Consider the following 11,249-nt stretch of genomic DNA (forward strand, 5'->3'; position numbering starts at 1 on the left):
TCAGCCCCGGTTACGCCTGCGGGCCACGCTGATGCCGACGAAGAACGCCGCCAGCAGGCCGATCGCGATCGGGGTGACCGGCAGCCCGGACTCCTCCTCCTCGGGTCCGCCGGCCGCCGTGCCGCCGCCGCCGGCGCCGGGCGCCTTGGTGGGGAACGTGCCCGCGGGCGCGGCCGTCACCCGGAACCGGGCGGTGCCGATGTCGTTGGTGGCCTCGCAGCGCACCTCCACCCGGTAGCCGCCGGCCTTGGCGTTGGCGTTGAGCAGCGCTACGCCGGTCAGGCTGGGTTCGGGGGCGGGGCTGGCCGTCGCGGTGGCGAGCGGGGGCATCAGGCTGACGATGCCGGTGAAGGCGTCGGAGCGGGCGTTGGCCTTGTAGGTGGTGCCCGGCTGCGCGGGCGGGCAGAACGCGGTGACGCGGACGTTCTTGGTGGCCCCTCCGGCCATGGAGGCCGGATCGACCACGACCCGGATGTTCTGCCGGGGTAACACCGACAGCGTCGCGGTCGGTATCGGCGTCAACGCCGTCGGGGTCGGTGTCGGTGTCGGCGAGCCGCTCTGGGCCTCCGCTGAGCACCCGACCACGCCGATCAACATCGCCCCCGCACATGCGGCCTGAATCAGCTTGCCCATCGGCGCACCCCTCTCACCGCACCTTTACCCCGAAAATCTAGGCCAATCCATTACCAAAGATCTTCATTTTCTATTGATCCTCAGCGTTGTGGAAGGGTCCAGCGGGTAACGGCCTAGATCAGCATGGCCGGGATATCGGACCATCGACGTCCAACACCCCGAACGTGCACGATTCGCTGGTCATCTTCGGTGCCGGATTCGATCAAGATTTCGAGCCGTTCGTCCGAAAGATCTTCGACGAGGCCCTCACCCCACTCCACAATCGTTATCGAATCCGCGATCGACGCGTCCAGATCGAGATCGTCGACCTCCAGCGCCCCGCCCAGCCGGTACGCGTCCACGTGCACCAGGGCGGGCCCGTCCGCGAGCGGCGGATGCACCCGGGCGATCACGAACGTCGGCGAGGTGATCGGCCCCCGCACGTTGAGCCCTTCGCCGATGCCCTGGGTCAGCGTGGTCTTGCCCGCCCCCAGCGACCCGGTCAGCACGACCAGATCCCCCGGGCCCAGCAGCCCGGCGATCCGGACGCCGAGCTCGCGCATCTCCGCCGCGTCCCGCGCCTTCATCCCCACTCCATTCACCGTTCGTCCCGTCATCCCAGATTCGCGGCCCGTTCGAGCAGCTCCCGCAGCGCGTCGTTCACCACGCCCGGCCGCTCCAGCTGGACCAGATGCGACGTCCCCGGAACCATGGTCAGCTCCGCCGTCGGCACGGCGGCGGCGATGGCGCGGCTGTGGTCCGGCGGCGTCAGCCAGTCCCGCTCGCCGACCACGATCGCGGTCGGCACCTTGTTGAGCACGTCCAGCGCGGTCAGCTTGTCGTGCGACATCAGCGCCGGATAGAAATCGGCGATCACCTCGGACGGCGTGGCCCTGATCATCGTCTCGGCGAAGTCCACCACGGTCGGGCTGACCGCCTTGGAGTCCCCGAACGCCAGCAGCCGCAGAGCCAGGAACGCGACGTCGTTGCCCGCCTGCCGCCCCCGGTCCACCAGCGCGGAGCGTTGCCGCATCACCGAGACCGCGCCCGGCGTCGCGATGTGCACGGCCCTCGACACCAGCGCGGGCAGGCCCAAGCTCAGCTCGGCGAGTTTCCCCGCCGAAGTGGAGATCAGCGCGACCCCGCGGATCCGGTCCCCGAACAGTTCGGGCCGCCGGTCGGCCAGCGCCATGATCGTCATGCCGCCCATGGAGTGCCCGACCAGCACGCACGGCCCCGGCACCAGCTCCTCCAGGACCAGCGCCAGATCCTCGCCCAGCCGGTCGATGGTGCAGTCGGCGGCCTCCGCCCTGGCCGACTGCCCGTGGCAGCGCTGGTCCCACAGCACCACCCGGTAGCGATCCCGCAGGTTGCGCCACTGGTAGTGCCAGGAATCGGAGGTCAGGCAGTAGCCGTGGCAGAGCACCACGGTCAGCTCCGCGTCCTCGGGCCCGTCCACTTCGGCGTGGATCTGGAGGCCGTCCGAGGTGGTCAGCACCCGCTCCCGGCCGCGCAGTTCGCCGAACGGCTCGTTCGCCTCCGGGTCGGGGCGCAACCGGATCCGCCCCACGGCATACCGCTTGGCCAGCGCGCCCGCCGCCACTCCGGCGGAGACCGCGCCGACGATGGTCCCCGCGATCCCGACTGTCCGCCGTGCGGTCATTGCCGATCTCCTCGTCGCCCGTCCCCCGGCCTTACGTTGAGGTGAACACGCGGCACGCGGGATCCGATCCCGGTCACGATCTCATGAGTGATCGTGCCGAGGGAATCCGCCCATTCCTGACATGTCGGTTCATTTGCGTTACCGGGGCCGAACAGGATGACTTCCTCACCATTGGTGACGGGGTCGTCGCCGAGATCCAGCGAGAACTGGTCCATGCACACCCGCCCGGCGATCTGCCGCCGACGGCCGCCGACCAGGACTTCCGCCAGATTCGTCGCTCCGCGCATGATTCCGTCGGCGTATCCCAGGGGCACCAGCCCCAGCGTGGTCTCGCGTTCGGTGTGGTAGAGGTGCCCGTACGAGACGCCGGCGCCGGCCGGGACGCGTTTCACCATGGCCAGGCGGGCGGCCAGCGTCATCGCGGGCACCAGGCCGAAGTCGCCCTGTTCGGGGATGGGACTCAAGCCGTACACCGCGATGCCGGGGCGGACCATGTCGTAGCGGGCGTGCGGCAGCGTGAGGGTGGCCGCCGAGTTGGCGATGTGCCGGATCGCGCCGGAGACGCCCGCCTGCTCGGCCTGCTTGACCGCGTCCTCGAAGGCCGAGAGCTGCGCGTCGATGGACGGATGGCCGGGGATGTCGGCGCAGGCGAAGTGCGACCACAGCCCGGTCACCCTGATCAGGCCTTCCGCCTGTACGGCCAGCGCCCGATCCACCAGTTCCGCCCACGCGGCCGCAGGAGCGCCACCCCGCGCCATGCCCGTGTCGACTTTGAGCTGCACCGGAACGGTCTTCCCCGTGCTCCGCGCCGCGGCGGCGATCTCGTCGAGCAGCCAGGTCGCGCCCGCGGACAGCTCGATGTCCTGCCGGACGGCCTCGGCCAGCGGCTCACCCGGAGGGATGATCCAGGCCAGCACGGGCGCGGTGATCCCGGCCGCGCGCAGGGCCAGGGCCTCCCGGACGTAGGCCGTGCCCAGCCGGGTCGCGCCGCCTTCCAGGGCGGCCAGGGCGCAGGGGACCAGCCCGTGCCCGTACGCGTCGGCCTTGACCGCCGCCAGCAGTTCGGCGCCGGGTGAGGCGGCGGCCAGCAGCCCGACGTTGTGGCGGATGGCCGCCAGATCCACACGGGCCTCGGCCGGAGTCAGCTCGCTCATCCGTCAATTTTCGCAGCCGCCCCCGGTGGCTGCGACCAACTCAGAGACTCCGGATGACCTGGGGCAACGTCTGCGCCACATCCATCGCGGCGATTGGTCCGTGTCCGCCGGACTTGCCGGTTGAAGCGGCCTGTGCCGCGAGTCCATGCAAATGTGCCGCGGCGGAGGCGGCGTCGTACCCGCTGAGCCCGGCCGCGAGCAGCGTGCCCGCGATCCCGGACAGCACGTCCCCGGTCCCGCCGGTGGCCAGCCACGGCGTCCCGGTGGCGTTCACCCTGACCGGCCTGCCCTCCTCGGCGATCAGCGTGGTGGAGCCCTTGAGCAGCACGACCGTCCCGAGTTCGTCGACCGCGCGCCGGACGTGTTCCAGTCTGGCGGCCTCGATCCGGTCGCTGGGCACCTCCAGCAGCCGGGACAGCTCCCCGGCGTGCGGGGTGAGCACGGTCGGCGCGGACCGCCGGAGCATCGACCGGTCCCGGGCCAGCAGGGTCAGGCCGTCCGCGTCCACCAGCACCGGCACGTCGGTGGCGAGCACGGCCCGCGCGAGCGCCTCGGCCTCCGGTCCGGTGCCCATGCCGGGCCCGAGCACCCACGCTTGCACCCGCCCGACCTCCGCCACCGAAGGCCCGTCCAGGACGGTCGTGATCGCCTCCGGCCAGCTGTTGCGCACCTGCCGCGCCGCCGCCTCCGCGCCGGCGAACCGCACCAGCCCGGCCCCGGCCCGGACGGCGCCGCCCACCGACAGCACGGCCGCGCCGGTGAACCGATCACTCCCGGCCACGATCCCGATCACACCACGGCGGTATTTATCCGACTCGGCCTCCGGGGTCGGCAGCAGATCCGCCACGTCCTCGTCGGTCAGCGACGCCACATCCGGATCCGGCAGGTACGGCCCCAGCCCGATGTCCACCAGCTCGACCCGCCCGCAGTGCGACTTCCCCGGATCGATCAGCAACCCGTTCTTGCACGCCCCGAACGTCACCGTCAGCTGCGCCCTGACCGCCACCCCTGCCACTTGCCCGCTGCTCGCGTCCACCCCACTGGGCACGTCCACGGCCACCACCAGCCCCGGCGCACGCTCGGCGGCCAGCGCCAGCCCCCGATACGGTTCCCGCAGCTCCCCCGCCCCGCCGATGCCGACCAGCCCGTCCACGATCAGATCGGCCCGCTCGACGACCTCATGGCCCGGCGGCTCCACCGTCCGCCCACCGGCTTCCCGCAGCGCCGCCAGCCCGCCCTCATGAGTGCGCGACCCCGCCAGGATCGCCTCCACCCGCGCCCCCCGCCGGGCCAGCCGGGCCCCCGCGTAGAGCGCGTCGCCGCCGTTGTCCCCGCTGCCCACCAGCAGCGCCACGCGCGAGCCGTACACACCGGGCAGGAGCCCCGCGCACACCACGGCCAGCCCGGTCGCGGCCCTGCGCATCAGCTCGCCCTCGGCGACCGTGGCCATCAGCGCGTGCTCAGCCGTCCTGATCTGCTCAGATGTGTACGCGGTCCGCATGGTTCGACGCTATCCGCAGACGATCACCGAAGCCATCCGCCACGTCAGCCTTCGGCGATCACGTACGCCAGCGCGAATCCGCCGTCGTGGCTGAGCGAAAGGTGCCAGTTCTGCACCCCGAGAGACGCGGCGAGCTCGCCCGCCCGGCCCCCCACGTGCAGCGACGGACGCCCCGCCGCGTCCTTGCGCACTTCGGCGTCGAGGTGGCTCAGCCCCGGCGGCGCGCCCAGTGCCTTGGCCACCGCCTCCTTGGCCGCGAACCGCGCGGCCAGCGAGTGCACGGCCTCGGCCTGCTCCTCCGCCGTGAACAGGCGGGCGCGCAGGCCGGGCGTGCGTTCGATCGAGGCCGCGAATCTGGCCACGTCCACGAGATCCACCCCGATGCCGACGATCATGAGCCCACTCTAGAACCCGCCCTTGTGCCACGGGCCCCAGATGGCGTACGAGACACCCTGGGAGGACTGCACGTTCACGAACAGGGTGTGCCCGTCGGGGCCGAACGTGCTGCCGGCGAATTCGGCGCCCGAGTCGCCGGAGACCGGCATCAGGCGGCTGAAGTCGAAGATCTGGCCGCGCCGGGTGAGGCCGCGCAGGTAGTTGTCGCCGCCGCCGTCCTCGCAGAGCACCAGCGTGCCGCGCTTGCTGGTGGTGACGTTGTCTGGCAGGTCGAGCACCAGCGAGCCGGGCGACTCGTAGATCAGGCGAAGCCGGCCGCTCCAGGTGTCGTAGCCGAAGATCTGCCCCCGGCCCTTGCCGAAGCCGGAGGGCGCGGTGTCGCCCGCCGCCGTCGCGCCGCCCTGGGTGGAGACGAAGTAGATCGTGCCCGCGTCGTAGACCGCGCCCTCCAGCCGGGAGAAGAGCGCGGCGCCCTTGGCCCTGCCCTGGTTGCCGACGTACTGGATGGCCTGGTCGTTGGTGGGTTTGGTGCTGAAGGCAGGGTCGGGGTCGTCGATGGTGACCCAGGTGGTCTGGAAGGTCGACCCGGCGGGCAGGCCGACCGACAGGTCCTTGCCGGGCGCGTTCTTGATCGCCAGCATCTGGAGCTTGCCGCCGTCCAGGATGCGGCCGGCCCTGAGCGGGTTCTTCGGCGGCAGATACCGGTAGAAGCCGGATGCGAAGCCGAAGTTGTCCTCGGTCAGGTAGATCGCGCCGCTGCGCGGGTCGAAGGCGGCCGACTCGTGCGCGAACCGCCCGGCCGACCGGATCGGGGTACGGCTGGCCGCCCGGTCGATCGGCACCTCGAAGATGTAGCCGTGCTTCTGCTTGAGCAGCGCGTTGTCCGCGCCGGTGAAGTCGTTGCCGACGTCGGGGCCGTTGACGGTCTCCTCGCAGGTCACCCAGGCGCCCCACGGCATCGGGCCGCCGGAGCAGTTCATCTGGGTGCCGTTGAGGCTGGCGGCGCTCTTGATCAGCTCGCCGTACTTGGTGACCCGGAGCGTGGCCGTGCCGCCGCCGGCCGCGCTGTCGTAGGCGTGGGCCACGTCGCCGAAGGCGCCCACCGGGCCGTTGACCTCGTGGTTGCGCACCAGGATGGTGCTGCCCTTCGGCCCGCGGAAGGCGGCCATGCCGTCGTGCCGGCCCGGGGTGAGGCCGCCTTCGGTGAACGCCTCGCCGACCGGGTTGAACGAGCGGTACTTGAACCCGGCGGGCAGTTGCAGGCGGACCACGCCGTCCCGCAGGTCGGGCACCGGGCCCAGCGGGCCGTAGTCCGCGCCGTGGGTGCGGGCCCCTCGTTCGCCCGCGGCGGCGACCCCCGCGAACGGTCCGCCGAACATCGCCGCCCCCGCCGTCGCCGCCGAAGCGGTCAGGAATTTGCGCCGGTCCATCCGGGACTCCCTCCGTCGTTCACGAAACGTTAATGTCCTCTGGAAGTACGGCTATATGGCAGATCTCGCCAATTCGACGGCCGGTCGATGTCGCTCGAACCGGCGAAGGTAAGGTTGGGCGGCGTGGCAGTAGGGGACGCGTACGTCGAGCTCAGCCGGGAGCAATGGCGTGAATTGCGGAAGAACACACCGCTCACGCTGACCGAGGCCGAATTGGCGGAGCTGCGCGGGATCGACGATCCGATCGACCTGGCCGAGGTGACCGACATCTACCTGCCGCTGACCCGGCTGCTGAACCTGCACTTCACGGGGGCGCGGCAGCGCGGCGCGGCGGTCAGCACGTTCCTCGGGGACGACGGCCCGCCGCCGCCCTACATTCTGGGCATCGCGGGCAGCGTGGCCGTCGGCAAGTCCACCACCGCGCGGCTGCTGCACACGCTGCTGGCCCGCTGGCCGGAGCACCCGAAGGTGGAGCTGATCACCACCGACAGCTTCCTGTACCCCAACCAGGTGCTGACCGAGCGCGACATCATGCACCGCAAGGGCTTCCCGGAGAGCTACGACCGCCGGGCCCTGGTCCGCTTCGTCGCCGACGTGAAAGCCGGGAAACCGAAAGTCACGGCCCCGATCTACAGCCACCTCGAATACGACATAATCCCCGGTGCCCAACAGGTCGTGAAAAATCCGGACATCCTTATTGTTGAGGGGCTTAATGTGCTCCAGCCGGCGCCCCCGACCGCGCTGGCGGTGAACGATTATTTTGACTTCTCCATCTACGTCGACGCCCGCATCGAGGACATCCGCAGCTGGTACGTGGCCCGCTTCCACCAGCTCCGCGCCACCGCCTTCGCCGACCCGAAGTCGTACTTCAAGTACCTCGCCGACCTCACCGAAGCCGAGGCCACCGAGTTCGCCCGCAACATCTGGCGCGACATCAACGAACGCAACCTGGTCGAGAACATCACCCCCACCCGCGGCCGGGCCGGCCTGATCCTCCGCAAGGGCCCGGACCACTCCATCACCCGGGTACGCCTGCGCAGAACCTGAACGGCCGCCGGTGAGTCGCCACCGGCGGCCGCTCATGAGATGGCCTAGTACCAGACGAACAGGTGGATGTTGTCGCCGATGACCTGACAGAAGTCAGGGTGTCCCGGCGCGTCCGGGTGGTAGTACTCCGCGTAGTAGCAGCTCTGGGACTGGTTGACCGGCCACGTGCCGTAGATGTGGTAGCCGGCCGCCGCCATGGCGGGCGTGGCCGTCACCGTCAGGGCGCCGGCCCCGATCACCGTCGCGGCGGCAAGCTTGGCGAGTCTGCGCATGAGCTCTCCTTCTGTCTCGATCCCCGAAGCGGAAGACCTCGTCCCCCGTACCGAAATGCTGAGATATCCCGCTAAGCGCTTCGCTTTCGTCGCGTTATCGCGCCCGGCTCACCCGTGAAACTTTCATCGGTGCACCCGGCGTTCCCCCAGGCCACCTGGACCGCCGCCGACTCGGGCCCGCGACCGGCGACCTTCCCCCACGCCCGCTCGTCGGACAGGGCGTGGACTACACGATCCTGGGCCGACTCTCGGTGCGCCGCGACGGCGTCCTCGTGGATGTCGGTGGACGACGCCAGCAGGTGATCCTTGGGCTGCTCCTGCTCGCCGACGGCGATCCGGTGCCGTTCGAGCAGATCGTCGACGCGATCTGGGACCGGCCCCCGCGCACCGCCAGGACCCAGATCCAGATCTGCGTGGGCAACCTCCGCAAGGCCCTCGGCCCGGTGATCGAGACCCTGCCCGGCGGCTACCGCCTCGACCTCGGCCGCGACCGGCTGGACGCGCACGTCTTCGACCGCCTCGTGGCCCGCGCCAAGGACACCCCGGACCCCCGCGCGGCGACCGGCCTGCTGCGTACGGCGCTCCGGGAATGGCACGGCGAGCCCTTCGCCAACCTGGACAGCGCGCCCCTGGCCGCCGCCGCCCACCGCTACGCCGAACGCCGCCTGCTGGCCTGCGAGCGCCGCTTCACCCTGGAGCTCGAACTCGGCCAGCACCACGAGATCCTGGACGAACTGGCCGACCTCACCGCCCGCCACCCCCTGCGCGAACGCCTGACCGTTCAGCTGATGACGGCCCTCTACCGGGCCGGCCGCCGCCCCGAAGCCCTTGACACCTACGTGCGGGCCCAGCGCCTGCTCGACGAGACCCTCGGCGTGGACCCTGGCACCGAACTCCGCGACCTGCACCTCGCCGTACTCAACGAGGACCCGGCCCTGTCCCCCCGCCCGCCCGCCCGGCTGCCCGGCCTGACCGCCCTCGCCGCGGGCACCCTGATCGGCCGGACGGCCGAGCTGGCCGCCATCGGCGCCCTCCTGGCCGCCCACCGGCTGGTCACCCTGATCGGCCCGCCCGGCGTCGGCAAGACCCGGCTGGCCCTGCAGGCCGCGGCCGCCGCCGCCGACCCGCTCACCGGGGTGGGCGCGATCTGGCTGGGCAGCGTGGAGACCCCGGGCAGCGTCGCCCCCGCGCTGGCGACCGGGCTCGGCGCCCCCGGCGACCCGCACGGCCACCCGCTGGCCGCCGTCACCCGCTGGCTCGGCCGCCGCCACGCCGTCCTGCTGCTGGACAACTGCGAACACCTGATCGCGGAGGTCCGCCGGGTGATCGCCGCCCTGCTGACCGCCTGCCCGAACGTCCGCGTCCTGGCCACCAGCCGCGAACTCCTCGGCCTCGGCGACGAACGCGTCCTGATGGTCCGGCCGCTGGACGTCCCCGCCACCGACACCCCCGAGGACGTCGCGGCCTCAGGGGCGGGCCGCCTGTTCCTGGCCAGGGCACGCCAGATCGACCCCGAGTTCGCGGTGCCCGCCGCCGACGTCGCCCGCGTGTGCCGGGCGGTCGACGGGCTGCCGCTGGCCGTCGAACTCGCGGTCGGCCGGCTGCGCGCGTTCTCCACCGCCCAGATCGCCGACCGGCTCGACCACCAGCTCGACCTGCTGGCGAGCCCGCGCACCGGCACCCGGCACCGGTCGCTGCGCGCCGCCGTGGACTGGAGCCACGTCCTGCTGAGCGAGACCGAGCGGCTGGTCTTCGCCCGGCTGTCGGTGTTCAGGGACGGCTACACGCTGGAGGCCGCGGAAGCGGTGTGCGCCGACGACGGGCTGTCCGCGACGGGGGTGCTGGACGCGCTGGGGACGCTGGTGGAACGGTCGCTGGTGCAGGCCGAGCCGGGGCCGCGCTACCGCATGCTGGTGGCGCTGCGGCAGTACGCGGCGGAGCGGCTGGCCGAACCGGAGGCCGTGCGCCTGCGGCACGCGCGGCACTTCTGCCGGCTGGCCGAGCAGGCGGAGGCGGAGCGGCGCGGACCCCGGCGCGGGCACTGGCTGGGGGTGCTGCGCGAGGAGTACGCGAACCTGCGGGTGGCGATGGCGTGGACGCTCGCGGCCGGAGAACGCGAACTGGCGCTGCGGTTCGCCTCGGCGCTGTGCTGGTTCTGGCGGCACAGCGCGATCGGGGAGGCGCTGCCCTGGCTGCGCAAGGTGCTCGCCGTCCAGGACGGACCGCCGGAACCGCTGTCGCGGGCGCTGATCGGCGCCGGGTTCCTGTCCCTGCGGGCCTGCGTCGACGAGGCGGACGGCTACTTCCGGGCCGCGCTCGACCTGGCCTGGAAGACCGGGCGGCAGGAGGTGCTCGCGCTGTCCTGCCTGGCGTCGGTGAGCGTCTACCGGGGCGACCGCCGCGCGGTGGCCGGGTACGGCGACCGCGCGGTGGCCCTGGCCCGCCGGCACGGCGAGCCCTACCCGCTGGCGCGGACCCTGCTGGCCTGCGCGCTCACCCGCGGCCACATCGGCGACCTGGACGGCGTGGCCGGCGACCTGGACGAGGCGCAGGCGCTGTTCCACGCGCTCGGCGACCGGTTCGGCGGCACCGAGGTCGAGGTGGCGCGGGCCGAGCTGGCCTGGATCTACGCCGACGCGCCCGCGACGGCGACCGCCCTCGCCAAGGTGGCGGTGGCCGGCTTCCCGCCGACCGCGGTGGCGTCCTACTGGCTCAGCCACGCCTGGCTGGCCCTGCACGAGGGCCGCCACGACCAGGTCCTCGGCTGCCTGCGGGACGGCCTGACCGCCGTGCTCGACCAGTACGAGGGCCCGTACGCGGCGCAGCGCATCCTCGGCCCCGCCCTGGACCTGGCGGCCGCGCACGCGATGGCGGAGGACCGCCCGGCACGCGCGGCGATCCTGCTGCACGCGGCCGACGTCACCCTCACCACCGGCGGCGCGTTCGCCGAACGGCCTCAGGTCAGGTGGGCGAACCGGGTGCGGGCCGAGGTGCGGGCCGCGCTGGGCGAGGCCTCCTACGGCTGGGCGGCGGCCAGGGGAGCCGCGATGAGCACCACAGAAGCCCTCAGGTACGCGGGGCTGCCCGTGGACTTACCCGGCGAGGAGGAGGGCGACGCGGACAAGCTCGTCCTTTCGGCTGAGGTCGTGCGGTAGGCGGGACCGGTACTGTCCG

At 72.2% G+C, this 11,249-nt stretch carries 10 protein-coding genes; 2 read left to right on the plus strand and 8 right to left on the minus strand.

What is annotated here, in order from left to right; genetic code table 11:
• The 7 genes from Acor_RS12650 to Acor_RS12680 all read right to left on the minus strand — a co-directional run bounded on the left by Acor_RS12650 (nt 1) and on the right by Acor_RS12680 (nt 6,756).
• The gene (locus Acor_RS12650) at nt 1-633 is read right to left on the minus strand and encodes a hypothetical protein (RefSeq protein WP_155336807.1); all 633 of its coding nucleotides are present in this window, start codon (nt 631-633) and stop codon (nt 1-3) included.
• 113 nt (nt 634-746) lie between these two features.
• Nucleotides 747-1,199: a tRNA (adenosine(37)-N6)-threonylcarbamoyltransferase complex ATPase subunit type 1 TsaE gene (gene tsaE, locus Acor_RS12655; protein WP_246238617.1), complete on the minus strand. Its 453-nt coding sequence runs from the start codon at nt 1,197-1,199 to the stop codon at nt 747-749.
• A gap of 26 nt (nt 1,200-1,225) precedes the next feature.
• A complete protein-coding gene (locus Acor_RS12660) occupies nt 1,226-2,275 on the minus strand; it encodes an alpha/beta fold hydrolase (protein WP_155336809.1) in 1,050 nt (349 codons plus the stop codon).
• The gene (alr, locus tag Acor_RS12665) at nt 2,272-3,429 is read right to left on the minus strand and encodes an alanine racemase (RefSeq protein ID WP_155336810.1); all 1,158 of its coding nucleotides are present in this window, start codon (nt 3,427-3,429) and stop codon (nt 2,272-2,274) included. The genes Acor_RS12660 and alr overlap by 4 nt, the downstream gene beginning before the upstream one ends.
• A gap of 40 nt (nt 3,430-3,469) precedes the next feature.
• Nucleotides 3,470-4,930, minus strand: coding sequence for an NAD(P)H-hydrate dehydratase (locus tag Acor_RS12670; protein WP_155336811.1), 1,461 nt, complete (start codon nt 4,928-4,930; stop codon nt 3,470-3,472).
• Between the two features lie 44 nt (nt 4,931-4,974).
• Nucleotides 4,975-5,325 carry a holo-ACP synthase gene (locus tag Acor_RS12675; protein WP_155336812.1) on the minus strand — a complete coding sequence of 117 codons (351 nt, stop codon included), beginning with the start codon at nt 5,323-5,325 and terminating at the stop codon, nt 4,975-4,977.
• A 9-nt stretch (nt 5,326-5,334) separates the two neighbouring features.
• Nucleotides 5,335-6,756 (minus strand): PhoX family protein, encoded by a 1,422-nt coding sequence (locus Acor_RS12680; protein ID WP_155336813.1) that lies wholly within the window; start codon nt 6,754-6,756, stop codon nt 5,335-5,337.
• Between the two features lie 87 nt (nt 6,757-6,843).
• On the opposite strand from Acor_RS12680, the gene coaA reads away from it, so the two are divergent.
• Nucleotides 6,844-7,803 (plus strand): type I pantothenate kinase, encoded by a 960-nt coding sequence (gene coaA / locus Acor_RS12685; protein ID WP_155336814.1) that lies wholly within the window; start codon nt 6,844-6,846, stop codon nt 7,801-7,803.
• A 44-nt stretch (nt 7,804-7,847) separates the two neighbouring features.
• Here the strand turns inward: coaA and Acor_RS12690 are convergent, their stop codons facing one another.
• On the minus strand, nt 7,848-8,075 hold the full coding sequence (locus tag Acor_RS12690; protein ID WP_155336815.1) for a hypothetical protein: 228 nt from the start codon (nt 8,073-8,075) through the stop codon (nt 7,848-7,850).
• 221 nt (nt 8,076-8,296) lie between these two features.
• Between Acor_RS12690 and Acor_RS12695 the strand changes: the two genes are divergently transcribed.
• Nucleotides 8,297-11,230: an AfsR/SARP family transcriptional regulator gene (locus Acor_RS12695; protein ID WP_155336816.1), complete on the plus strand. Its 2,934-nt coding sequence runs from the start codon at nt 8,297-8,299 to the stop codon at nt 11,228-11,230.
• The last annotated feature ends 19 nt before the right edge of the window (nt 11,231-11,249 follow it).

The sequence above is a fragment of the Acrocarpospora corrugata genome (assembly GCF_009687845.1).
In the GTDB taxonomy this organism is placed as follows: Bacteria; Actinomycetota; Actinomycetes; order Streptosporangiales; family Streptosporangiaceae; genus Acrocarpospora; species Acrocarpospora corrugata.

Excerpts from the sequence above, each read along its gene's own strand:
- Acor_RS12650 (WP_155336807.1), bottom strand. The coding sequence starts at position 633 with ATGGGCAAGCTGATTCAGGCCGCATGTGCGGGGGCGATGTTGATCGGC.
- tsaE (WP_246238617.1), bottom strand. The coding sequence starts at position 1,199 with ATGAAGGCGCGGGACGCGGCGGAGATGCGCGAGCTCGGCGTCCGGATC.
- Acor_RS12660 (WP_155336809.1), bottom strand. The coding sequence starts at position 2,275 with ATGACCGCACGGCGGACAGTCGGGATCGCGGGGACCATCGTCGGCGCG.
- alr (WP_155336810.1), bottom strand. The coding sequence starts at position 3,429 with ATGAGCGAGCTGACTCCGGCCGAGGCCCGTGTGGATCTGGCGGCCATC.
- Acor_RS12670 (WP_155336811.1), bottom strand. The coding sequence starts at position 4,930 with ATGCGGACCGCGTACACATCTGAGCAGATCAGGACGGCTGAGCACGCG.
- Acor_RS12675 (WP_155336812.1), bottom strand. The coding sequence starts at position 5,325 with ATGATCGTCGGCATCGGGGTGGATCTCGTGGACGTGGCCAGATTCGCG.
- Acor_RS12680 (WP_155336813.1), bottom strand. The coding sequence starts at position 6,756 with ATGGACCGGCGCAAATTCCTGACCGCTTCGGCGGCGACGGCGGGGGCG.
- coaA (WP_155336814.1), top strand. The coding sequence starts at position 6,844 with ATGTCGCTCGAACCGGCGAAGGTAAGGTTGGGCGGCGTGGCAGTAGGG.
- Acor_RS12690 (WP_155336815.1), bottom strand. The coding sequence starts at position 8,075 with ATGCGCAGACTCGCCAAGCTTGCCGCCGCGACGGTGATCGGGGCCGGC.